At 49.6% G+C, this 23,648-nt stretch carries 21 protein-coding genes and 2 tRNA genes; 7 read left to right on the top strand and 16 right to left on the bottom strand.

Going from position 1 to position 23,648, the window contains the following annotated elements:
* Nucleotides 1–121: 121 nt before the first annotated feature.
* From QYQ99_RS18070 to QYQ99_RS18060, 3 genes are read right to left on the bottom strand one after another with little or no spacing between them, the layout of a single operon-like run.
* Complete coding sequence (locus tag QYQ99_RS18070) at nucleotides 122–1,822, bottom strand: cobaltochelatase CobT-related protein (RefSeq protein ID WP_302089416.1); 1,701 nt, start codon at nucleotides 1,820–1,822, stop codon at nucleotides 122–124.
* Nucleotides 1,819–2,802, bottom strand: a complete 984-nt coding sequence (locus QYQ99_RS18065; RefSeq protein ID WP_302093209.1) for an AAA family ATPase — start codon at nucleotides 2,800–2,802, stop codon at nucleotides 1,819–1,821. The genes QYQ99_RS18070 and QYQ99_RS18065 overlap by 4 nt, the downstream gene beginning before the upstream one ends.
* The gene (locus QYQ99_RS18060) at nucleotides 2,795–3,619 is read right to left on the bottom strand and encodes an IclR family transcriptional regulator (RefSeq protein ID WP_302089415.1); all 825 of its coding nucleotides are present in this window, start codon (nucleotides 3,617–3,619) and stop codon (nucleotides 2,795–2,797) included. The genes QYQ99_RS18065 and QYQ99_RS18060 overlap by 8 nt, the downstream gene beginning before the upstream one ends.
* Before the next feature lie 134 nt (nucleotides 3,620–3,753).
* On the opposite strand from QYQ99_RS18060, the gene xsc reads away from it, so the two are divergent.
* Together xsc and QYQ99_RS18050 are read left to right on the top strand one after the other, a co-directional pair.
* Nucleotides 3,754–5,565 (top strand): sulfoacetaldehyde acetyltransferase, encoded by a 1,812-nt coding sequence (gene xsc / locus QYQ99_RS18055; RefSeq protein WP_302089414.1) that lies wholly within the window; start codon nucleotides 3,754–3,756, stop codon nucleotides 5,563–5,565.
* A gap of 251 nt (nucleotides 5,566–5,816) precedes the next feature.
* Nucleotides 5,817–6,782 (top strand): bifunctional enoyl-CoA hydratase/phosphate acetyltransferase, encoded by a 966-nt coding sequence (locus QYQ99_RS18050; protein ID WP_302089413.1) that lies wholly within the window; start codon nucleotides 5,817–5,819, stop codon nucleotides 6,780–6,782.
* 124 nt (nucleotides 6,783–6,906) lie between these two features.
* On the opposite strand, the gene QYQ99_RS18045 is transcribed toward QYQ99_RS18050, so the two are convergent.
* From QYQ99_RS18045 to QYQ99_RS18025, 5 genes are all read right to left on the bottom strand, one after another.
* Nucleotides 6,907–6,983, bottom strand: a tRNA-Arg gene (locus QYQ99_RS18045).
* 164 nt (nucleotides 6,984–7,147) lie between these two features.
* Nucleotides 7,148–10,237 carry a MobF family relaxase gene (gene mobF, locus QYQ99_RS18040; RefSeq protein ID WP_302089412.1) on the bottom strand — a complete coding sequence of 1,030 codons (3,090 nt, stop codon included), beginning with the start codon at nucleotides 10,235–10,237 and terminating at the stop codon, nucleotides 7,148–7,150.
* 9 nt (nucleotides 10,238–10,246) lie between these two features.
* The gene (locus tag QYQ99_RS18035) at nucleotides 10,247–10,576 is read right to left on the bottom strand and encodes a hypothetical protein (protein WP_302089411.1); all 330 of its coding nucleotides are present in this window, start codon (nucleotides 10,574–10,576) and stop codon (nucleotides 10,247–10,249) included.
* Between the two features lie 2 nt (nucleotides 10,577–10,578).
* Nucleotides 10,579–10,914 (bottom strand): hypothetical protein, encoded by a 336-nt coding sequence (locus QYQ99_RS18030; RefSeq protein WP_302089410.1) that lies wholly within the window; start codon nucleotides 10,912–10,914, stop codon nucleotides 10,579–10,581.
* The gene (locus QYQ99_RS18025; protein ID WP_302089409.1) at nucleotides 10,904–11,206 is read right to left on the bottom strand and encodes a hypothetical protein; all 303 of its coding nucleotides are present in this window, start codon (nucleotides 11,204–11,206) and stop codon (nucleotides 10,904–10,906) included. The genes QYQ99_RS18030 and QYQ99_RS18025 overlap by 11 nt, the downstream gene beginning before the upstream one ends.
* Nucleotides 11,207–11,587: 381 nt before the next feature.
* Between QYQ99_RS18025 and QYQ99_RS18020 the strand changes: the two genes are divergently transcribed.
* Complete coding sequence (locus QYQ99_RS18020; RefSeq protein ID WP_302089408.1) at nucleotides 11,588–12,181, top strand: hypothetical protein; 594 nt, start codon at nucleotides 11,588–11,590, stop codon at nucleotides 12,179–12,181.
* 352 nt (nucleotides 12,182–12,533) lie between these two features.
* On the opposite strand, the gene QYQ99_RS18015 is transcribed toward QYQ99_RS18020, so the two are convergent.
* Entirely contained in the window at nucleotides 12,534–13,808 is a 1,275-nt protein-coding gene (locus tag QYQ99_RS18015) for a protein rep (protein WP_302089407.1), read from the bottom strand.
* Complete coding sequence (locus tag QYQ99_RS18010) at nucleotides 13,808–13,945, bottom strand: hypothetical protein (RefSeq protein WP_302089406.1); 138 nt, start codon at nucleotides 13,943–13,945, stop codon at nucleotides 13,808–13,810. The genes QYQ99_RS18015 and QYQ99_RS18010 overlap by 1 nt, the downstream gene beginning before the upstream one ends.
* A gap of 480 nt (nucleotides 13,946–14,425) precedes the next feature.
* On the opposite strand from QYQ99_RS18010, the gene QYQ99_RS18005 reads away from it, so the two are divergent.
* On the top strand, nucleotides 14,426–15,481 hold the full coding sequence (locus QYQ99_RS18005; protein WP_302089405.1) for a DNA cytosine methyltransferase: 1,056 nt from the start codon (nucleotides 14,426–14,428) through the stop codon (nucleotides 15,479–15,481).
* Here QYQ99_RS18005 and QYQ99_RS18000 read toward each other — a convergent pair.
* The 6 genes from QYQ99_RS18000 to QYQ99_RS17975 form a co-directional block, all read right to left on the bottom strand.
* Nucleotides 15,478–16,284 (bottom strand): hypothetical protein, encoded by an 807-nt coding sequence (locus tag QYQ99_RS18000; RefSeq protein ID WP_302089404.1) that lies wholly within the window; start codon nucleotides 16,282–16,284, stop codon nucleotides 15,478–15,480. The two genes, QYQ99_RS18005 and QYQ99_RS18000, sit on opposite strands and share 4 nt — an antisense overlap.
* Before the next feature lie 128 nt (nucleotides 16,285–16,412).
* Complete coding sequence (locus tag QYQ99_RS17995) at nucleotides 16,413–17,738, bottom strand: phage integrase SAM-like domain-containing protein (RefSeq protein ID WP_302089403.1); 1,326 nt, start codon at nucleotides 17,736–17,738, stop codon at nucleotides 16,413–16,415.
* A gap of 77 nt (nucleotides 17,739–17,815) precedes the next feature.
* Nucleotides 17,816–17,905, bottom strand: a tRNA-Ser gene (locus tag QYQ99_RS17990).
* Between the two features lie 31 nt (nucleotides 17,906–17,936).
* Nucleotides 17,937–19,253: a serine--tRNA ligase gene (gene serS / locus QYQ99_RS17985; protein ID WP_302089402.1), complete on the bottom strand. Its 1,317-nt coding sequence runs from the start codon at nucleotides 19,251–19,253 to the stop codon at nucleotides 17,937–17,939.
* Nucleotides 19,254–19,435: 182 nt separating this feature from the next.
* Nucleotides 19,436–20,425 carry a 4-hydroxy-3-methylbut-2-enyl diphosphate reductase gene (ispH, locus tag QYQ99_RS17980; RefSeq protein ID WP_302093208.1) on the bottom strand — a complete coding sequence of 330 codons (990 nt, stop codon included), beginning with the start codon at nucleotides 20,423–20,425 and terminating at the stop codon, nucleotides 19,436–19,438.
* A gap of 164 nt (nucleotides 20,426–20,589) precedes the next feature.
* Nucleotides 20,590–21,060, bottom strand: coding sequence for an FKBP-type peptidyl-prolyl cis-trans isomerase (locus QYQ99_RS17975; protein WP_302089401.1), 471 nt, complete (start codon nucleotides 21,058–21,060; stop codon nucleotides 20,590–20,592).
* Nucleotides 21,061–21,174: 114 nt separating this feature from the next.
* Between QYQ99_RS17975 and radC the strand changes: the two genes are divergently transcribed.
* From radC to QYQ99_RS17960, 3 genes are all read left to right on the top strand, one after another.
* The gene (gene radC / locus QYQ99_RS17970) at nucleotides 21,175–21,855 is read left to right on the top strand and encodes a RadC family protein (RefSeq protein WP_302089400.1); all 681 of its coding nucleotides are present in this window, start codon (nucleotides 21,175–21,177) and stop codon (nucleotides 21,853–21,855) included.
* A gap of 154 nt (nucleotides 21,856–22,009) precedes the next feature.
* Complete coding sequence (locus QYQ99_RS17965; RefSeq protein WP_302089399.1) at nucleotides 22,010–22,522, top strand: sigma-70 family RNA polymerase sigma factor; 513 nt, start codon at nucleotides 22,010–22,012, stop codon at nucleotides 22,520–22,522.
* A 7-nt stretch (nucleotides 22,523–22,529) separates the two neighbouring features.
* Nucleotides 22,530–23,522 (top strand): FecR family protein, encoded by a 993-nt coding sequence (locus QYQ99_RS17960; RefSeq protein ID WP_302089398.1) that lies wholly within the window; start codon nucleotides 22,530–22,532, stop codon nucleotides 23,520–23,522.
* Nucleotides 23,523–23,648 lie beyond the last annotated feature (126 nt).

Here is a 23,648-nt window from a genome sequence, read left to right as displayed (position 1 = left end):
AAGCAGACAGCGGGCAGGCATTGCGCCTTCCCGCTTTTCTGTTTTCCGTTTTTTCGGCTTTTCGGTTTGTTGCCTGGGCTTGCTCGGCCTTGTGCAATGCCTGTCGCACGCTCCATCCCGGTCATCGCCGGCACAGCATCTCGGCCACCGAAAACAGCAAGGCCTCGTCGATATCGTGCTGCAGATCGACGGCAAGCCTTTGACGGTAGAAGACCCCCAGATCCAGCCCGACGCCCAGGGCGCAGACCTTCACGCCGCCCATGCGCTCCTGGGTGGCAAGAACCTGCCGCAGATGCTGATCCAGATAATGCTCGTCATTGGCCTGATGGGTTGCCGTGTCCATGGGACAGCCATCGGAGACCACGAGCAGGATGCGACGCTGCGCGGTCTTGGCGCGCAGCCTCTGGCACGCCCATTCCACGGCCTCGCCATCGATGCCTTCTCGAAAGATGTCGGGCTTGCGCAGTGCCGCAATGCCATGCCGGGCGTGACGCCAGGGCTTGGCCCCGTCCTTGAAGACAATGTGCAGGCGCTCATTGAGACGCCCCGGAAACTGGGGCTGGCCGGCGCGCTGCCAGCGGCGGCGCGTTCTGCCGCCATTCCAGGCCTGCGTGGAAAAACCCAGTATCTCCACGCTCGCACCGGCCATCTCCAGCGCCCGCCCCAACACGTCGAGCAACAGCGACAGGGGCTTGGCAAAGGTTTTCATGGAGCCCGAGCAGTCCATGAGAATAGTGACTGCGGTCTCGTTGACGGGGCGCTGCATCTCGTCCTTGAAGATCGCGCGCTGCTGCGGGTCCGTCACCAGCTGGGACAGGCGGCTGCCGTCCAGATGGCCTTCCTCCAGCCCGAAGTTCCAGCCATTGCGCTGCGTGCTGGCCAGGCGCTGTTGCAGATAGCGCGCCAGCCGCCCGGCCTGCTGCAATCCCGAGCGCGCCAGCTCCTCGTCCATCTGTTCCCGGAACTGGGCCAGCTGCAGCGCGCGGATCAGCTCACCGGCCTGCACCTCCCTATCGAACTCGCGCGTGAAAACCCGGTAGCTTTGGGCGGTGCCGGCCCAGGCCCGGCTGTCGCCGCTTTGCGCCACCGGCATGCCGTCCTGACTCTGGGACTCAACATGCAGAGGCAGGGCAAAACTGCTGCGCCGCCTGGGGCCGCCGGCACCGCGCGGCGCATCGTCCTGCGCCGCACGCACCGCCATGCCGACCCAGCGGCTGACGGCCAGGGCAGGCTCGACAAACTGCTGCTGCCGGTCTCTGAAGCGCCGCAGCCCATCCCAGTGCCGGCCAAGCGGGGAGGCCATGGACATCCGCGTGGACTCCACCAGATCGGCCATGCGCTCAGGCGTTTCATGCCCGGTCAGCCGGCTCCAGGCCGTGATGGCCACCGCAAACAGCAAGATGCCCAGGCTGCTTTCCGTGAGGCCGGAATCCACGAATGCCTGGCACCAGTTCACAAAGCGCTGGCGCATGTTCTCGCGCGCTCCGGGCCAGGCCTCGGGCACCAGGCTCTCCACACGCAACTGCTCCAGCAGCTCGAACACCATGCGCTCGACCGGGTCCTGGGGCAGATGCGACTGAAACAGGGCCTGGTCGCTCCACTGCAGACGCAGCCCCATGCTGTCAAGCAGGCCGCGCTGATCCGTCTGCTGCACCGGCACCTGGCTATGGTGGGCCGCCGCCTGGGGTATGGGCGTGGTGCCGCGGTACAGCGTCTGGCCGCTCCATTGCAGGCTGGCGTCGCCGGTGATCGCGCGCAGCATGGCGCCGCCCCAGGCCTCCATGCGCGACAGCGAGGCTGGGCCGGAGGTCTCGGTGCTCATGCCAGCAACGCCAGTGCTGGTTCTTCGGGCTGCGCCAGCTCCTGGGCGAAGCAGCGCTGGAAATACTCGCTCACGATGGCGCGCTCGGCAGGCTCGCATTTGTTGAGGAACGACAGCTCGAAAGCCAGCTTCAGGTCATGGAAGATGGAAATGTTTTCAGCCCAGGTGATCACCGTACGCGGAGACATCAGCAAGGACAGATCCCCCACGGCAAAGCCCTTGCGGGTCAGCGCGGCCAGCGCCACCATGGCGTCCACCTTGCGGCGCCCATCGGCTGTGGCCAGCTCCGGCACACGCGCCAGCACGATGGCCGCCTCCTCCTGCGGGGGCAGATAGTTCAGGCTGGTGACCAGATTCCAGCGATCGAGCTGGGCATGGTTGAGCTGCTGCGTGCCGTGATAGAGCCCGTTGAGATTGCCCTGCCCCAGGGTGTTCATGGTGGCAAACAGCCGAAAGCAGGGATGCGGCTGGATCACCCGCTTTTGGTCGAGCAGGGTGAAGCTGCCCTCACGCTCCAGAACCCGCTGGATGACGAACATCACATCGGGGCGTCCGGCGTCGTACTCGTCAAACACCATGGCCACGGGCCGCTGCAGCGCCCAGGGCAGAATGCCCTCCTGAAACTGGGTCACCTGCTTGCCTTCCTGCAGCACGATGCTGTCCTTGCCCACCAGATCCAGACGGCTGATATGACCGTCCAGATTCACGCGCACGCAGGGCCAGTTCAATCTGGCGGCCACCTGCTCTATATGCGTGGATTTACCCGTGCCGTGCAGTCCCTGAACGACCACGCGCCGGTTGTGCGCAAAGCCCGCCAGGATGGCTTGCGTCACCCGCGGATTGAGGCGGTAGGCCTTGTCAATGGCGGGAACATGCTCGCCCGGCTCGGCAAACGCCGGCACGCTCATGTCCGTGTCGATGCCAAATACATCGCGCACGCTGACGGTGCGGGTGGGCTGCAGCTGGCTCAGGTCAGTCATCATCGGCTTCCGGTGGAACGTCATCGTTAATGCGGGCGATCGCCTCGACGGCCGCCTGCAGCTTGGGAAGAAAGGACAAGGCCTTCTCCTTGGAAAAACGCATGATCGGCGCCTGCACGGCCAGCCCCATATTGGAGTTGCCCTGGGGCGCGGGCACCAGCACGCCAAGGCACAGCAGACCGGGCAGGAACTCCTCGTTGTCGAAGGCATAGCCCTGGGCGCGCACCTGATCGAGCTCCTGCTCCAGCGCCTCGAAGGTCGTCAGCGTATTGCCGGTGAACGCCTCCAGCGGCACATTGGCCAGCAGCCGGCGGCGTTGAGCGGGCGACATCTGGCTCAGGAACAGCTTGCCCGTGGCCGAACAGTGCGCGGGCACGCGCGAGCCGGGATGCAGATAAAAGCGCAGCGGGGCTGGCGTCTCCACGCGGTCCAGATACAGGACCTCGCTGCCCGAGAAAGCCGTGATGTTGCAGCTCTCGCCGAGCTCGCGCACGAGTTGGGTCAGCACCGCATGCCGCGCGCCATGCGTGGTGTTGTTGAGCAGCACGTTCTGCGCCAGTCGCATCAGCCGCTGGCCCGTGCCGTAGTGGCGACCGTTGCCATCTCTTTGCAGGATTCCGGCGCTTTCCAGCTGCGCAAGCATGCGGTGCATGGTCGGCTTGGGCAGCCCTGTCTCTTCCACCATGGTTTGCAAGGTAAAGGGCTGGCTCTTCTGCGCCACGGCTTCCAGCAGCGCGAACAAACGCAGATTGGGCGTGTCTCCGTCCAGGCGGGCCGAGGGTGTGTCTTCGCTGTGCTTCATATCGTTGTCGATCATATTAATTTCCATTTTTCGAGTCAATTTATTCCATAAAAAGAAATTTATTTGCACGAAAACAAAAAAATGCCATAGACTGACATCGTTATTTCTTTTTTCGGAACCATAGGTTTCAAATTTTCAAGGAGACAGAGATGGCTGCAACGGACAATCGTAAAGTGGTTGAAGGCGTTCACAAGATGACCCCTTCGGAAGCATTCGTCGAAACCTGCGTCGCCAATGGCGTCAGCGAGATGTTCGGCATCATGGGTTCCGCCTTCATGGATGCCATGGACATCTTCGCCCCCGCAGGCATTCGCCTGATCCCGGTGGTGCATGAGCAAGGTGCGGCCCACATGGCCGACGGCTATGCCCGCGTCTCGGGCCGCCACGGCGTGGTGATCGGCCAGAACGGCCCCGGCATCAGCAACTGCGTGACCGGGATTGCCGCAGCCTACTGGGCGCACAGCCCGGTGGTGATCGTGACCCCCGAGACCGGCACCATGGGCATGGGCCTGGGCGGCTTCCAGGAAGCCAACCAGTTGCCCATGTTCCAGGAGTTCACCAAGTACCAGGGCCATGTCTGCAACCCCAAGCGCATGGCCGAGTTCACGGGCCGCGTCTTCGACCGCGCCATGTCCGAGATGGGCCCGACCCAGCTCAATATTCCGCGTGACTACTTCTACGGCGAGATCGAGTGCGAGATTCCCAAGCCCATGCGCGTGGACCGCGGTCACGGCGGCGAGGCCAGCCTGCAAGCCGCCGTGGACCTGCTCAAGACCGCCAAGTTCCCGGTGATCCTGGCCGGCGGCGGCGTGGTCATGGGCGATGCCGTGGAAGAAGCCAGGCAGCTGGCCGAGCGTCTGGGCGCGCCCGTGGCCACCGGCTATCTGCGCAACGACGCCTTCCCCGCCAAGCACCCGCTGTGGGCCGGCCCTCTGGGCTACCAGGGCTCCAAGGCCGCCATGAAGCTGATCGCCCAGGCCGACGTGGTGATTGCGCTGGGCTCGCGCATGGGTCCCTTCGGCACCCTGCCCCAGCATGGCATGGACTACTGGCCCAAGACCGCCAAGATCATCCAGATCGAGGCCGATCACACCAACCTGGGCCTGGTCAAGAAGATCGCCGTGGGCATCAACGGCGATGCCAAGGCCGTAGCGGCCGAACTGAGCAGGCGCCTGGCCGATGTGACGCTGGGCTGTGACGCCACCAAGGCAGCGCGCGCCGACACCATCGCCACGGAAAAGGCCGCCTGGGAAAAAGAGCTCGACGGCTGGACCCACGAGCGCGACCCCTACAGCCTGGACATGATCGAAGAGGCCAAGGGCGAACGCACGCCAACTGGCGGCAGCTATCTGCATCCCCGCCAGGTGCTGCGAGAACTCGAAAAAGCCATGCCGGCGCGCGCCATGGTGTCCACCGACATCGGCAATATCAACTCGGTGGCCAACAGCTATCTGCGCTTCGACGAGCCGCGCAGCTTCTTCGCCCCCATGAGCTTCGGCAACTGCGGCTACGCCCTGCCCACCATCATCGGTGCCAAGTGCGCCGCCCCCGATCGCCCGGCCATCGCTTATGCAGGTGACGGTGCCTGGGGCATGAGCATGATGGAAATCATGACCGCCGTGCGCCACGACATCCCCGTGACCGCCGTGGTGTTCCACAACCGCCAGTGGGGCGCGGAAAAGAAGAACCAGGTGGACTTCTACAACCGCCGCTTCGTGGCAGGCGAGCTGGAAAGCGAAAGCTTCTCCGACATCGCCAAGGCCATGGGAGCCGAAGGCATCGTGGTGGACCACATCGAGGACGTGGGCCCGGCACTGCAAAAAGCCATCGACATGCAGATGAAGGAAGGCAAGACCTGCGTGATCGAGATCATGTGCACGCGCGAGCTCGGCGATCCCTTCCGCCGCGACGCCTTGTCCAAGCCCGTGCGCATGCTGGACAAGTACAAAGATTTTGTGTGACGCCGTCTGACACCCCCTGAGGCGCTGCGCGCCTTCCCCCTCGTTGCACGGCGCCTCTCTACCCGCTGCGCGGGGGAGGGGGACGACACCCTCGGTGCGGGGCGGCGCGGCCAGCCCAGGCCTTTCCTCGGTGTCCCTTGGTCGGGCCGCGCCGGTTTCATGCGCCTGGGTAAAGCGCAAGGCCCTCGAAAGCCGACTCCCCGCCCCCCGCGCTATTCGCGCCGGGCCCTGTACTTCCCGCAGGAGCTTTCATGACTCCCCCACTCTCCCTTGCCGTGGCCGCCGACGATGCGCCCGCCACGCCTCGCCCCCATCTCCAGCACCTGCTGGACCAGGCCAAGGCCCAGGGCCCCATTCCCGTGGCCGTGGCCTATCCCTGCGATGCCGGCTCTGTGCAGGCGGCCATGCAGGCGGCGGAGGCCGGCCTGATCAAGCCCCTGCTGGTAGGGCCGCAGCAGCGCATCGAGGCTGCGGCTCGCTCTGCCGGTCTGGAGCTGTCTGCCGCCGAGATCCACTCCACGGCGGACGACTCCCGCGTCGCTGCGGCCCAGGCCGCAGCCCTGTGCCGCGATGGCCGGGCCCGGGCCCTGATGAAAGGCAGCCTGCACAGCGACGATCTGCTGGGGGCGGCCGTGGCGCGCGAAGCCGGCCTGCGCGGCAGCCGCCGGGCCAGCCATGTCTTCATCATGGACGTCCCGGGCTACGACCGCCCGCTGCTGATGACCGACTGCGTGGTCAACATCTTCCCCAGCCTGATGGAAAAGCGCGATATCGCCCAGAACGCGGTTGATCTGGCCCATGCCATCGGCATAGCCCGGCCGCGCGTGGCCCTGCTGTCGGCGGTGGAGACCGTCAACCCAGCCATTCCCGGCACCATCGATGCGGCAGCCCTGTGCAAGATGGCCGACCGGGGCCAGATCACAGGCGGCATTTTTGACGGTCCGCTGGCTTATGACAACGCCATCTCCCTGCACTCGGCGCACAACAAGGGCATAGTCTCCGATGTCGCCGGTCGCCCCGATATCTTGCTGGCCCCCAACCTGGAAGCCGGCAACATGATCTACAAGCAGCTGGTCTACATGGCCAACGCCGAATGCGCGGGCCTGGTGCTGGGCATGCGCGTGCCCATCGTGCTGACCAGCCGCTCCGACTCGGTGGCCAGCCGCATCGCTTCCTGCGCCCTGGCCGTGCTGGCCAGCGCAGGGATGCAGGCATAGAGCAAGACCTCACCAAGGCCTGGCCGGACACCACGGCGTCCGGGCCTTTGTGCCAAACGCATATCTCCCGCAGACGCCAGAAACGAAAAAGCCTCAGAGTATTTCTACTCTGAGGCTTAACGTTTGGTGCGGCTGGCAGGAATCGAACCCACGACCCCTTGGTTCGTAGCCAAGTACTCTATCCAGCTGAGCTACAGCCGCATTGGCGGAGAGGGTGGGACTATCCACCAAATCCGAAAAAACTTTTTTTACATCAAAGACTTATGCAGTTTTTGTGTTCAAAAATTCGATACCGCGAATGATACCAGCGATTTAGACATAGTAAAAAACTCAACTATTATTGAGTTCCCTATGAGAGTGATGAGTTACCTACCAAGCCCCCTATTTCTGTTTTGCTTGCTTGCTACCTCTGCGGCCTTCTGCCTGGCTGCTATCGCCTCATCTATCTGTCTCAATGTCTCAATTCTCTTCATCTCTTCTACAACGCTGGTTTTACTCATTGCCATAGACATTGCAAGACTTGCGGCTTGAACTGATGCTGGCGCTCCTTGAACGATACCGACCCCCTTGGGCAGCCTTGGTGCCTGTGCCTCTGCAACTCTTTGCGCCTCTTTTTCTATTTCATTTATTATATTTTCATTATTTATCTTAATTTCATTCAATAAATTATTATTTAAAACAGAAATGTTTTTATTGTTATTCTCATTAACAATGAAACCTGATTTCACTAATTTTAAATATTTTTCATAGGCATTTTTTGCTGCATTACTATCAACAGTAGTTGATTTAACTTCACTTCTTGCAGCACTTTTCTTGAATGCTTCTATCTTATTTTTTTCAATGTATAACTTGTATTGCTTCTTATGTCTTGAACCATCAACATAAGATTTATTGCTTGAAGTATTAGCACTACCTAGATGATAAGTATTATCGAAAGTTTTACCTTGGCTTTTATGACTACTTATAGCATGTGAATGATTAAAGTAAGAATAATCAACAGTATTGAAAACAACTTCTTTATTTTCAATATTTACAGAAATTTCAAAGCCCCCTTTAACCTCTTTCATTGATTTAATTTTTCCAATATTTCCATTTTTGATAGTTTTCTTGTGATTTTTTAGGAAAATTATTTCTTCACCAATGCAGAATTGTTTTTTAATTTTTTGCGTTACTCCACCGGGCAAATATCTTTGTGTTTTTATTTCTTTCTGATTTTTAAAATCTAAATGTGATACATATTTTTTGTTCAATTTAGATTTATTAATTTCTTCTTGAATTATTGCTTCTCTACATTTTTCATTCACAAAATCAATTTCTTTATTAGTTCCACAAATTATTTTTTTTGAGTTAGAACTATCATTCAAATAGTCTTTAACAATTTCTTTTAATACTTCTTCTTGACTATTTTTAGAAACCAAAAAATTATTTTTTGTTAATTCATCAAATACAACTTCAATTTTTTTATCTCTATATGCCTCAGCAATAATTTTTGCAGAACCTTCGCTTTGTCTCATATTCTCTTCAAGTCTAGCAATACTTTTAACATCAATTTGTTCTTGTATTTGCTGAAATGTGCTTCCGTATGAGACTGCCGATAGTTGTTTCTGGTCGCCAACTATAATTAATTTTGAGTTTGTCTCTAATGCTATTTGCGTGATTTTTCTATAATCTTCCGCACCAACCATACCTGCTTCATCAATAATTAAAACAGAATTTCTTACTTCTTTTATGAACTCAGTTTTTATTTTATTTCCGTTAAATGCTTTTGATATAAAACTTTTGGTGTTTAAGCACTTATCTTTTTCAATACCTGCTTCATTTAAAGCGTCTGCTGTTGTTGTTTGCGTTGATAAACCATAGATTTTTCTTTTATTATTTTGGTTTTGTTCAACTGCAAACTTAATAACACTTGATGTCTTACCTGAGCCAGCATCACCAATAACAATAGTTAATTGATTATCTTCTGCAACTAATTTACAAGCATTCAATTGACCATCATTTAATTTTTTATTTAATGGCAATTTTTTAGAAAAATAATCTAAATATTGATTATTAAAATTATTATTCTCTTTATTTGAAATTTTCGATAATTCTTTTAAATTATCTAATGCTTTTCTTTCATTCTCAATAGTAGATAGTTTTGTAATTTTTCCATCTTCTAGTTTTACTAATTTATCCAAACACAATTTATCACTAAATAATTTTAAATACTCTTGATTTACTGCATTTTCTAAATCTTCATATTTAGAAAAATTTGATTTTGAAAATCTCAATTCAATTGCAATTTCTTTTTTTATTTCTGTTTCTTTAACTATTGCAGATGTTTCAAATATACTGCTATTTAATACTTGGTTTATATCGTATTCTTTTATTTCTTGTTTTTTTGCTGATTGTTTAAATTCTTTATTAAATATATCAACAGGAGACATTACTTTTTTTGTCTCTTCTTTAATTTTTTCCCAAATTTCTTGTGTTGTTAGTTCTTCTTTATTATTTCTAGTATTCACTCTCACTTGTTTTTTATATTCTGCTTCTGCCATTGTTAAAGAAGCAAAATGAATACCTTTTTCTTTTTGTTCATCAATGAATTTTTTTATTTCTTTACTTCTTTTTGATACTCCATTCTCTTGTTCTTCTGTGTAGCCTGAAAGACGGAATGTTTTATGGCCTGCCTCTGTGGTTGCTCCCTCTGTGACATAGCCCTTCTCTCTCATTTTTGCGTTAAGTATCGTGTCATACATTGATGACATTTCTAGTTGTTTTTTAAAAACCTCATCTGTATCTATTGCCAATAGTTTTTTGGTTTCAACTAACTTACCATCTACTATTTCTTCAAAAGTAAATTCAGCAAAATTAAATAGAAGTCCGTGATTGTGAAGATGGGGATCTATTTCTCTATCTTCATAGTGAGTAAAACTAGCAAACATTATTTTTGTTTTAGCAGGATTAAAATTCTCATACTCATCTTTTCTGCACGATGGTTTTATATTTTTTGCTAAAAATTTATTTATCTCGTCGTCTGTCTCTCTTAATGCACTAACGATTTTTTGTTTTCCTTCATAATTTGATAGCGCAAATTCCATGGAAACAGATTTCGGTGGAGCAGATACAAAATCAGTTCCTAACTGTTGATTCTCTGTTTTATTTATAAATTGATTGCCATTTCTAAAATTTGTTTTATCACCTATATAATTTTTTATGAATTTTTCTGGGCATTCGCCAGCCATTAAAGATTGGAAATTTTCTGTGCTGTAATCAATCTTTAACTCCTCTGCTAATCCACCTTTAAACACTGCTTTAAAGTGTTCTTCTTTATTTCCTCCATCTAAATATTTAGCAAAAACAGCATTTTTAATCTTAGCATCTGTTAATTCATCTTTTATAGTATTATGCTTTTCTTCTTCATTTTTTAGGTAGTCAAAAACTCCTTTTCCTGATTTCTCTATTAATAACATATTTTCACCTTATCTTAATTCTCTTAATTCTGTTGTATGCCTGTTTATTACTTCTACTGCTTTTGATAATTTCTCTTTTAATCTATTAATCTCATCTTCAAGAATTTTATTTTTTAAATCATAACTTTTTAATTTTTCATCAAAAACTTGCAATACATTTTCTATATCTTTTGTATTTGAAAAACTTAAATCAGCGTTCATCTGTTTGTGCGCGTGTTTTATTATTTGATTTATTGTTGTTCCTAAATTTCCGCCGTGGAATTTAACTAAATCATTAAGCATATCAACTGCTTCAACATCTATCTGAAATGTTTTTTTGATTTTATTTTGCTTTTTCATTTTTATTCTCCTTTTGCTTCACAATCTATTACATAATCAATTGCATCAATATTTGCTATAAATTTTTTATTTTCATATTTATTCACTGATGCTGAAAATGTAGTTTTAAATAATTTTGAACAATAGCATTCAATCGTATTGTAGTAGTAAGATGCAAATTCATTGTTATTCGACAAATGTTTTTCTAAGTAGAAACTATCTACTTGTATATCTATATTATTTTTTTTAACTGCATTTACATTTTTCATAAGTCGCCATACCGCCAATGGACAATCTCTGCACTCTAAATCTTCTGGTGGTTTTATTTCATCTATTATTTTTTTATTTTCAAAATTCATTCTTTTCCCCGTTATTTGCTTTTATATCTATTTTTTTAATTCTGCTACTTCCACAATGTTTGCAACAAACGTCACTGCTACCACTACCACCACTTCCACTATTAAAGCCACTTGCTACGTTATCTAACACCATTAAAAATGCAACAAAAATAACTAATGCTAATTGAGTAAAAATAAAATATCCGACAACTGCAAAGCCTCCCATTCTTACCGCTAAATCAAAAAAACTTTTAGGGTCGCTTTTTGATTTAATATCAAAATGATTTCTACAATCTAAACATCTAACTCTCATTTTCTGCCTCCTTTTTTATATCTTTATATAAATAAAGTTAGCAAATAATCTTTAAATGTCAACTGCATTTTTCTGGCTCATCAATATTTAGATAAAACTCTTTATTTGCAACGGTTTTAAAATAAATGCTTTTCTACTATTTTTAATAGGAAGTGCCCTGGTTGGCTGTTCTTTTGAGATAAAGATGAAGAAAAAATGAAAGGAATTTCATTTTTCTTTGTTATGCTTTTTATTAAAAAATAAAAAGGAATTTTTATTTTTTTGATGATTCTTGATTAAATTACAAATACAAAGATATTTTATTTTTCTTATTTAAAACTTTATTATTGATACTTATTTTTTGTTGTTATACAATTCCAAACATCTTTTTTCGGAGGTTGTATGACGTTCAATCGTGCTCGTTTTGATGAACTTATTTCTAAGTTGCAGCGTTCCTCTATGAGCGCTGATGAACTGAAAGAACTTGGAACTCTGCAAGGCCAATTGAGCAAGTTGAATGAGGGTCGTGAGGCTCTTATCAAAGATGTTCAAAAGTCTATTGATGACCATAAATTTACGGTTCTGGAAGTCTTTGGAACTGCTCGCAAACTTGGTAAGTTGCTCACTGAGCAAGGTGTGAAGGCTGAGAACCTGTGGCCTTCTGTGAAGCCTGCGAGTGAAGGTGGAGAGGCCAAGCCTGCTACTACTGCAACAACGATTGAGCGCCCCTCTAATGCCAATGAAGAGGTCATCAACCACAAGGGCCACGGCAAGCCCTTTATTTACAAGCGTGGGCGTGTTTTTGAAGATGTGAAGGGTCAGCCCACTACTGACCTGAAAAAGGTCTATGGGCCATCGCTGGGCAAGTTCTTCACCACTCACAAGACAGCCGCTGCTATCACTGCTGCTGCTACTCCGGAGGGTAAAACTTACTTTGCTACTTCTGAGGGTAAAAAAGAACTTGATAAATTGGTTGAGTTGGCAAAGTTGGCTTAACTCTTCTGCACAAATGAAGAAGGCTCCTAATGGAGCCTTTTTTTCGACCAATTTTATTTATCAATAAAAAAGGCTCCTAATGGAACCTTTTTAAACTACCGACTACCCACAGGGTAGATAAATCCCCACGTATGGGGCAATAAATACAAACACTTTAAAAGTGTTAAAGCGCTTAACGTTTCACGCTTAAAAATACCATATAAAATTATTTCTTATTTGTCAAGTTAATTTAATAATATTCTTCTTTTATTTATTTACGCTGCCGCTATGGGTGCTATCGCACTGTCCGGCGTGCTAAGGCATACCGCCTATTCGTCTTCAAAACAGGTTGTATTTTTACTTGTGCCACCATTCAATTAAACTCTGGTATCTCATCAAATTGAGATGTTTCTAATAAATAATAACTATCAGGAACCGGGTTAGGAGAAAGTATCTTTTTTCTTTCATCTTCAATTATTTTATCATTTTCAATATTTGTTTTTATTAAATCAATAATTTTTTCATAGCATTCATCAATTTTTTCTCCTGCATTTTCAAAATAGTTTAATATCTTTGCTCTATATTCTTTTTTAGCAATTATCTCCCATTCTTCTTCTGTGAAATATATTTCTCTGTCAAACAATGGATTTTCATTATCGCTATCTTTTTCGTTGCAAATATCTTCATCTGTCATATCATCTACACCCAATTTTTCTTTTAATCCTGGCGTCCAGAATAATTGACTTTTTCCCTTCATCGCTTTTGAATATTCTATAAATAATTTTGAGTTAACTTCTGTTATTTCTTCTAAAAACTCAAATGGATGATAACCTTTTGATTTACCCTTATTTACTGCTTTCGCAATTTCTCTATCAATACCCCAATTCAAATTATCATTTTTTGATAAATAATCACTAGATTTACAGTTCATTTTTATATCTACTGACCTTGTTTTTAAAGCACTATGAGTAGCCATTGTGTTTTTTACACTCACTAAACCTGCTTTTTTTAAACATTTTATCCAGCGATTTACAATAAAAGTTTTAATATCTTTTTCTTTCAATCCTTTATCAACAAACCATAGTTCGTGTGTGTGTGGGTGCCAACCATTGGCACCGTATGTTAGTTCTAATGCTCTTATTAAACCTTGAAAATCAATTCTTTTCTTAAAACAAGTCCAAGTGTTTCCCTCTCTTAAATATTTCAACGCCAAAGATTGTTTTTTAATTAGTTCATCTAAGGCTATTGTTTTATCGTGAGGAAAAGTCAATGTAACCATTACAGATTGAAAACCTTCTTCATAGATTTTTTCCATTGCATGACAAACTTCTTTTCTTCTTGTCTCGCTTATTCTTGCTGCACATACTGGACAAGTCCAAATGCTTCCGCAAGTCTGTAAACCAACGTAGTAGGCTGTTTTGCTATCACAATGAACTTCAACTTTTTCGAAGCCACCTGACAAAGCGTATTTACAATTTATTGTTCTAGAAACTTTATGCAAATCATTAGTAAAAACATTTGTCTTTTTTGCGTATTCTAAAAATATTCTTCTACTATTTCTTAATAAAGCAAATCTTTTAATTCTATTTTTATGAAGTAATTGTTTTAAATCATTCTTTGTTATTTTATTATTTTTAATATTAGACATTACAGACCTCCTAAAACAGCCGGAACATCTGTAATATCAATAGTTTTTATCTCTCTACATCCTCTCCAAGTGGTAGAGGATTTCGCATACCTTCCAAGATAGGTTTTATACTTTTTATTTAATATATTTTTAGCCATAGAAAAATCTCCAAATATTTTGTGTGGAGATTTAAACTTGACTTTTTAATTATTTTTTGATAAATTAATTTTAGGTAGCAATTTAAAGTCTCTTACACTTTAAGTTTATTAATAAGAACAGTTAGTCGCTGTTCTTATTATTTTAAATATACTAAAAATCTTTTTAATGTCAAATACAAACAAAGGCTCCCAATGTGGAGCCTTTTTTAATCTAGTCCAAAATATGAAAGCAGAAAAGTTATTTAAACTTGGGTTGATTTTTTTTAAACAACTCAGATGATTTGACATCTGTTACTTACACAGTCATTCATTGTTAAGCGATAAAAAATGCTCCACTCAGGAGCCTTTATAATTAAAAGTTATAAATAACATATTTTAAATTTCAATTAAGAATATCGTTGGCCAAAAGCGACACTTCACTGGCCAAGACAACTGAATTTCCATAAAATTCGAGAACTCTCCTACTGGATATAACTACATATGAGTTCGCGGATTGTTTCCCTCTTCTCGGGTGCAGGCGGTATGGACTTTGGAGCACACGCAGAAGGCTTCCAAACGGTTCTAGCACTCGACAAATTTGCAGCATCAACTGCGACCTTTGCCAAGCATTTCAAAGAGACAGACGTTAAGACTACGGGTATCTTTGAGTTCAACGAAAGCAAGAAAAACCCTTATCCCAAAGCAGACATTGTGATGGGTGGCTACCCTTGCCAGTCCTTCTCTATGGGCGGGTTAAGAACCCCTGAAAAAGATGAACGCTCTAACCTTTTTTTAGGGTTCGCAGAGGCAGTCAATAGAATTAAGCCAAAAGTCTTTATTGCTGAGAATGTTTCTGGCTTAACAAAACTTCAAAATGGCGAGTGGTTCAAGAAGCAAATTGATGTTTATGAGAACCAACTTTCTGTTAAATATCACGTTTTCTCGATGCTTTTGAATGCTGCTGACTACGGTGTTCCACAGCAAAGAAAAAGAGTGATTATTGTTGGTGTTCGTCACGATGTTGGCAATGAGTTCATCTTTCCTGAACCAACTCACTGCAAGCCTTCTCTTGTGAAGAAAACTGGGCTTCTTCCTTGGGCTTCTCACGGTGAGGCTATTCGTCACTTACCAGCAAACCCAGTAGGCGAATACTACGAACGTCCTCACGACCCAGAAGGCAACTTCTCTTGGTATTTTGTATCTCGTAATCGCCGTCACCGTTGGGATGAAACAGCATTCACAGTGGTTGCTAACTTCCGCCACGTAACACTCCATCCAGCCTCTCCTATGATGGAACTTGAATGGAGCGACCTTGCGAATGGTTGGAAGCAAAAATGGCGTTTCACAGACACATATGACCACTTGGAATTTGCACCAGAATTTCCAAAGTTATCCCCCCCAAGAAGACTCTCTTGGAGGGAGTGTGCTGCTATCCAAACCTTCCCTTCTCACTTTGAGCCTGAGGGAGATTTGGCTGAAAAATTTGAGCAAATTGGCAACGCAGTTCCGCCATTACTAATGCAGCAAATTATGAAAAAGGTAAAGGAAATCCTTTAAGCCCCGAAAAGTCTTGATGACTTTGCCTGCAAGGTTTCTACGGTTGGTCTTGGTAGCGTGAAAAGTTCTGTTCCATACATTTTTGAACTTATCTTCGGGTAGTATTTGAATTGACTTCCTGACAAGGCATACCATTCATAAACACACTCGTTGTTCTCGTCCAGACCAACCAACCTTTTCCCTTCAAATTTCCATTCTTTTGGTGCTGGCAAATTTATATTAAATGTAGCAACCAACCAACTTCTTTCACCTTTAATTTCTGGTGAATAAAGAACTGATATAAAAATACTTTCTTTTGCCACAAAGAAAATATTATTTTTTGTGGAATTTTCTTCCTTATAATTTTTTTCTGAAAGTTCTCTTTCTTGAACTTGTCTATCAAGAATTACTTTTCCAAAATCTTCTGGATTTCTTTTTTGCAGAAAATCTTCTTCTGTTAAATTTCTTTCTCTGCAAAGTTTCCAATCTTTTGCACTTGAATTAGAAATTTCAAGATGTGCTCTCAAACCTAATTTTTTATAATCTTTTAATTTTTGAATTTGCTTCGATTTAACAGAGGCTCCACGAACTGCTATGCCTCCACTCTCATTGAATTCAATGATGAAATCGTAGAACATCTTGCTTTCAGTTGTTCTCCCGTGTAGCAACTCTGCAAAGCACCTCTCAATTTGCCTAGGGTCTGCACGAGAACTACCATCAGTCTCTCGGTATCCTCCCGTTCCATCACGATAGGTTCCAAGATATTTAGCCAACACTATCAATTCGGCTGGTGATGGGTTCCTGGTGAAAAATGCTCTTTCCATCTCACTCTTCTTGTTACAAGTTGTCAACCTGAAGAGTGTACGAGATAGTTGCATAGGTAGAAACACTGTCGCTTATAAGCGTCACAAGCAAAAAGGCTCCCTCGTGGAGCCTTTCTATTTAATTCTTCTTAAAAATGTATTCTTCTAACTTCACCATCAATTGTTGCGGTTATGTGATTTCCAATCAAATTTGATATGTAATCACAAGGCTTTTTAGTTAACTCATTTAATTTATCAATAGTTAATTTATTTCTATAAAACTCACTATTAACATCGCTTGTAGATACTTCGTGTCCCAAAAGTTGGTGCATTGCTTTTTCTGGAACATCATTGATACCTAATGTATTGTTGTAGAACTTTCTCAGACTGTGAAAAACAAGTTTTTTTCTTGTTACTTTCACCAACTCCATATGTCTTGCAAACTTCTTACCGACGGCGTTCCCTGAACCTTTCCCATCCCGTTCTAGATACTTAAAAACTTTATCAGTCTTCTTGTTAAAAAATGGTTTGAAGTAGTGCCAAAGCGGTTCATAAATTGGTATTTCTCTAATACCAGCAATAGTCTTACTATCTCTAACGTGAAAATAATTGACGCCTGTTGCTGTTGTTTTAAAATCTTCTTTTTTTAAGGTTGTTAGTTCATCAACTCTGCAACCTGTGAAGACAGTTAACAACAACATAAAATAATAGTCTTCATCTTTTTCTTTTTGTTCAAAAAGATATTTACTATCAAAAATAAGTTTTATTTCATCTTCTTCAAAAATTGCCCATTGCTCTTTGATTTTTTGTTTCTTTGTCATCAAAGGCTTGCCAACAATGGGATTAGAAGAAATGTATTGTCTATCAACTCCAAAATTAAATATGGCTTTCAAGTTAGCCATCTTGTTATCTATGGTTCTTGGAGAGTTACCTTTTTCTGCAAGATAGTTTATATACCTATTAATATCACTTACTTTTAAGCGATTTACATATTTAATTTTTGTATATTTTTCAAGTTCATCAACTGTATTTCTATACGCAATTGATGTTGCTTGCGATAGTTGAGAACGCAACTTAAAGAACTGTTCAACAAGGTCTTTTAGAGTGATACCTTTTTCCTCTACACCCATCAAAGCGCCCTCTGTGGCGTTTTCTTGTGTGGGTTGAGGGGCAACCCTAGGCTGGGTCATTTGAAGCATTTGAAGGGCTTCTATGGCCCTTTGATGGTCTTCGGGTGTTCCATCAGTTTTCAATAGACCCCTGTTTAGGTCAATCTCATAGGCTCTGACGTTTGAGAGGTCGAAGTCGGAAAACTTTGGCTTGTTCATCTGTGAGAGGCTATTGAGCAATGAGATTGCTCTAAGTATTGCCTCTTTTTTGTAGCCTGTGCCTAGGCTGCGCTTGAACTGTTTGCCTGCTATGCGTGTATGCAGGTAGTAGGTTCCTGCACGCAAATAGATGGGTAACGAGAGCATTGATTGCTACCAATTCTGTTACCACCCAAAATGAAAAAAGCCCTGTAACTCATTGAATTACAAGGCTTTTTCGTATATGGCGGAGAGGGTGGGATTCGAACCCACGGTACGTTTGCACGTACGCCTGATTTCGAGTCAGGTACATTCGACCACTCTGCCACCTCTCCTGTGTCGAAGCGTCTATTGTAGCCTAAAAAATCAGGCCTTCAGCAAAGTTTTGCCGCCCATGTACGAAACCAGTGCTTCGGGCACGGTGATCGAGCCGTCGGCGTTCTGATAGTTCTCCAGCACGGCGACCAGCGTGCGACCCACAGCCAGGCCGGAGCCGTTGAGCGTGTGCACCAGTTCGTTCTTGCCCTGGGCATTCTTGAAGCGGGCCTGCATGCGACGCGCCTGGAAGGCTTCGCAGTTGGAGACCGAGCTGATTTCGCGGTAAGTGCCCTGTGCCGGCACCCAGACTTCCAGGTCGTAGGTCTTGGCGGAGCCAAAGCCCATGTCACCCGTGCACAGGCTCATCACGCGGTACGGCAGGCCCAGCTTCTGCAGCACGGCTTCGGCATGGCCGGTCATTTCTTCCAGCGCTTCATAGCTCTTTTCGGGATGCACGATCTGCACCATCTCGACCTTGTCGAACTGGTGCTGACGGATCAGACCGCGCGTGTCGCGGCCGCCGGAGCCGGCTTCCGAGCGGAAGCAGGGGCTGTGTGCAGTGAGCTTGATGGGCAGGCGGTCTTCGGCCAGCACTTCGTCGCGCACCAGATTCGTCAGCGGCACTTCAGCCGTGGGAATCAGGTACAGAGCCGCAGTGTCGGGCAGGGGTTCGGCATCCTGGCCGCCCTTCTGGGCTGCAAACAGATCGCCTTCGAACTTGGGCAGCTGGCCCGTGCCCTTGAGCGAATCGCTGTTGACGATGTAAGGCACATAGCATTCGGTGTAGCCATGCTGCTCGGTCTGCAGGTCCAGCATGAACTGGGCCAGTGCACGGTGCAGGCGCGCGATCTGGCCCTGCATCACGGTAAAGCGGGCACCGGAGAGCTTGACGCCGGCTTCGAAGTCCAGGCCGATGGGCGCGCCCAGATCCACGTGATCCTTGATCTCGAAGTCGAAATTCCTTGGCGTGCCGAAGCGGCGCACTTCCACATTGCCTTCTTCGTCGGCACCCACTGGCACGGACTCATGAGGCAGATTGGGCACGGCCACCAGCATGGCCTGCAGCTCGGTCTGGATCTGGTCCAGGCGCGTGGCCGATTGTTCCAGCTCGGTCTTCATGGCAGCCACTTCGCCCTTGGCGGCTTCGGCGGCGTCCTTTTCGCCCTTGCCCATCAACATGCCGATCTGCTTGGACAGCTGATTGCGCTTGGACTGCAGCTCCTCCGTGCGCGTCTGGATGGACTTGCGTTCGGATTCCAGCGCCTTGAAGGCTTCCACGTTCAGGAAGGCTTGGGGGTTCTTGCGGGTTTGCAGTCGGGCGACGACTGAATCCAGGTCTTTGCGGAGAAGTTGAATGTCGAGCATAGGTGGGGATTTTAGAGCGACTGGCCGCACCCGGCCGATACACAGGGGATGGCGGCAGTCAGCTATCAAAAGCGAAGCGCCTTGCGCATGCCAATCATAGATTTTCAGATAAAAACCATCTGAAGTCTTTGAATACCATGCGCAAGGCGCTATGAAGTTACAAGCAGTCAGCTTGTCAGAACTCAGTGTCCGGTCTCGGGCGCCTTGCGCACTTCGATCTCCAGGCCCGTGTCCGCGTCGATCTTCAGACCCTTGGGCAGCGGGAACTTGATGGTTTCCTCGATACCGTTCATCTTGCGCACGGCGACTGCGCCCAGTTGCCGGATGCGGGCGATGACCTCGTCGACCAGCACCTCGGGCGCCGAAGCCCCGGCCGTCAGCCCCACGCGGGCCGCATCGGCAAACCACTCCTGCTTGAGCTCGAGCGCGTTGTCCACCATATAGGCGGGCGTGCCCAGGCGATCGGCCAGCTCGCGCAGGCGGTTGCTGTTGGAGCTTGTCGGGCTGCCGACGACGATGACCAGATCCACCTGGGGTGCCAGCACCTTCACGGCATCCTGGCGATTCTGCGTGGCATAGCAGATGTCCTGCTGCTTGGGTTCGCGCACCAGCGGAAAGCGTGCCTTGATGGCGGCCTTGATGCCTGCGGCGTCGTCGACCGACAGAGTGGTCTGCGTCACCACAGCCAGCTTTTCGGTCTGGCGCGGCGCCACCCTGGCCACATCGCCCTCGTCCTCGACCAGGTGAATGCCTTCGGAGAGCTGGCCCATGGTGCCTTCGACTTCCGGATGGCCCTTGTGGCCGATCATGAGGAACTCGTAGCCTTCCTTGGCCAGCTTGGCGACTTCCACATGCACCTTGGTGACCAGTGGACAGGTCGCATCGAAGATGGCAAAGCCGCGGCGCTCGGCCTCCTGCTGCACGGCCTTGGAGACGCCATGGGCCGAGAAGATCAGCGTGGCGCCGGGCGGCACTTCGTCCAGCTCCTCGATGAAGATCGCGCCCTTGGCCTTGAGGTCGTTGACCACAAAGGTGTTGTGCACGATCTCGTGGCGCACATAGATGGGCGCGCCGAACTTGGCCAGCGCCCGCTCCACGATTTCGATGGCGCGATCCACCCCGGCGCAAAAGCCGCGCGGCTCGGCCAGCAGGACTTCCTTGGCTCCCACCATTTCAATCCCCCCTGGCGCTACGCACCACTCGAACGGCATGACACTGGCGCGCTTGAAGCGCGGGACGGCGGCACGGGCCGACCGCAGCAAGGGCCGCCCCGCAGCAAAGGCCGTCGTCCCCCTTGAAGGGGGAAGCTGCGCAGCAGCTCAGGGGGTGTGTCATTTCAGAGCACCCCGATCAGCTTCACTTCAAACGTCACGGGCTGGCCGGCCAGCGGGTGGTTGAAGTCGAACAGCACGGCGCCGTCCTCGCGCACCTGAACCACAGCACCGGCATAGCTGCCCAGGCCGTCGGGTGTGGGGAACTGCACCACATCGCCAGCGGTGTATTGCTCATGCGGGTCGCCGAGCTCGTTCATCAGCTTGCGGGCCACCCATTGCATCATGTCGGCATTGCGCTCGCCAAAAGCCTCGCCTGCGGGCAGCTCGAAAGTGGTGTGCGTGCCCTCGGCCAGGCCGATCAGCTTGTCTTCCATGGCCGGCGACAGCTCGCCCGCACCCAGCGACAGCGTCGCCGGCTTTTCGTTGAAGGTATTGATCACATCGCCAGCCGGGCCGGCCAGGCGGTAATGCAGCGTGAGAAAAGAGCCTGCCTGCACGACGGGCAGATCCGAAGGGGTTGCGCTTGTGGTCATGAAAGTCCCGATAAACTGGGCTGCATTGTAAGAGCGAGCCTATAACCTCTTCGTGGCTGCGTTGAGATGGCCGGCCCGCCCCTCCCCGCCTTGTGCAAGCGAGCACTGACGCCCATGTCCATCAAAGACCTGCCCCTGGATTCCCAGCCGCGCGAAAAGCTCGCGCAGCGGGGTGCGGCCGCACTGTCAGATGCGGAGCTGCTGGCCATTGTTTTGCGCACCGGCATGGCCGGCAAGACGGTGTTGCAGATGGCCGATGAGCTGCTCAATCTGCCGGGCACCGGGGGACTGGCCGGGCTGCTGGCCGCCAGCTACCAGGATTTGCGTGCCGTCAAAGGACTGGGCCCCGCCAAGCGCGCCGAGCTGCTGGCCGTGCTGGAGCTGGCCCGCCGTGCCACCGCACAGCAGCTGCGCGAGCGCGACGTGTTCGGCTCGCCCGAGGAAGTGACTCATTTTCTGCAACTACACCTGGCCGCCAAGCACCATGAGGTGTTTGCAGTGCTGTTTCTGGACAGTCAGAACCGGTTGATCGCGATGGAAGAGCTGTTTCGCGGAACGCTCACACAAACCTCGGTGTACCCCAGAGAAGTGGCTTTGCGCGCGCTGCAACATCATGCGGCGGCCGTTATTTTGGCGCACAACCACCCCAGCGGGCAGGTACAGCCCAGCAGCGCAGACAAATCGCTGACCGCCACCCTCCAATCGGCTCTGGCGCTGATTGATGTCAGGGTGCTGGACCATGTGATCGTGGCGCCTGGCGCTGCGCTTTCCATGGCCACGCAGGGCCTCATGTAATCCACTGTTGACGATGGATGGGCTTGCAAGCCTGGTTGCCGCAGGCGGCTTGGCGCCCCAAGAGTAAGTGACGGAACGGGTGACACAGTGTTTTGCAGGCATTCTCACAAAAATATAGAATGCGAAGAGTTCTCATTTGCAACTCTATTAACCCATGTCTTCACAGCCTGCAGCGGACCCGGTGCACACGCTCTATGTCGATCACCATGCCTGGCTGCAGAGCTGGCTGCTGCGCAGACTGGGTAATACGCATCAGGCTGCAGATCTGACCCAAGACACGTTTGTCAGAGTGATCGCAGCGCAGCAGGTGCATGCCATTCGTGAACCCAAGGCCTATCTGACCACCTTGGCCCAGCGGGTGCTCTACCACTTCTGGCGCAGGCGGGAACTCGAGCAAGCCTGGCTGGATGCACTGGCCACGCTGCCCGAGGAAGTCGCGCCCTCGCCCGAAGACTATGCGCTGGTTCGCGAAGCCATAGAAGCGGTGGATCAGTGGATGGAGGGCCTGTCGCCCAAGGTTCGCCAAGTGTTTCTGCTGCGCCGCCTCGAAGATCTGAAACATGCAGAAATTGCCGAGCTCATGTGCCTGTCTGTCGCCACCGTGGAGCGCTACATGAAGCAGGCATTGATGCAGCTCATGCAGATGCCGCAGTCCCCTGCGCATTGATTGATCCATGGACCGCAACACAGAGCAAGCCATTGACTGGCTGATCACGCTGGATTCCGGCCGCGTCAGCGAGACGCAGAGGCAGGCCTTCGAACTGTGGCTGCACCAGTCGCCACTCCATGCACAGGCCTGGGCCTTGTTGCAGCAACGCCTGTCCAGCAGCATGGGCACGGCATCAACCCAGATGCGCCACGATGGCAGCGGCCATACCGCACTGGGTATTCAGGCACTGCTGGCCCCGATCCCTACGGCCGCTCGCAGACGAAAATTACTCGGTGGCGGCCTTGCCGCCCTGGTAGCCAGCGCCACAGCGGGCTGGATGGTGCATCGCCAGACACCGCTGACCACGTTGGCCGCCGACCTGCGCACGGGAACGGCGCAGCGCCTCAAGCATTGCCTGCCCGATGGCAGCGAGATTGTGCTGGATGCCCGCTCCGCCATAGACATTGCCTTCAATGACGCTCAGCGCCTGGTGCACCTGAGAGAAGGCGCCCTCATGGTGCATGTGCAGGCCGAGGCTGCTGCTGCGCCCTTTCGCCCCTTTGTCGTACAAAGCGCGCAAGGGCATGCACAGGCGCTTGGTACGCGCTTCATGGTGCGCCAGACACAAGGCGGAACGCTGGTGCATGTCAGCGAACACAGCGTTCGCCTGAGCCTCCCAAACGGCCAGCTGCACACACTGCATGAAGGTCAAAGCGCCTGGATGGACGCCAATCAGATCACTCCCATAGAAACAGAACCTATGGATCCCGCGGCATGGGTCGACGGGGTCATCAGTGTTCGCGATCAATCTCTGGGCGAAGTGATAGAGGCGCTGCGCCCCTACCAGACCGGAATCATCCGCATCAGCCCACAAGCCGCTCGGGTGCGCATCTTCGGTGTCTTCTCCCTGGCTCAACCCCAGCAGATGCTGCAAGACCTGGTCAACACCCACCCGATACAGATTCGCCAATGGGGCTCTTGGCTTACGGTGATTGAAATGAGCGAAAGTGGCTCGTAAAAAATCCCGCACCGCCGCCTGCGTCCATATTCCGAAAAAAATTCAATGCCTGAGGGGTTTTCAGGTGCTCGTTGCACATAGCTAGTGAAACCAGACATTTCACAGCAACGACCGGACACCTGACAC

This window comes from Comamonas testosteroni (assembly GCF_030505195.1).
In the GTDB taxonomy this organism is placed as follows: domain Bacteria; phylum Pseudomonadota; class Gammaproteobacteria; order Burkholderiales; family Burkholderiaceae_C; genus Comamonas; species Comamonas testosteroni_G.
Note: the sequence above shows the minus strand (reverse complement) of the source record. Positions and strands in the feature narration are given on the sequence as shown.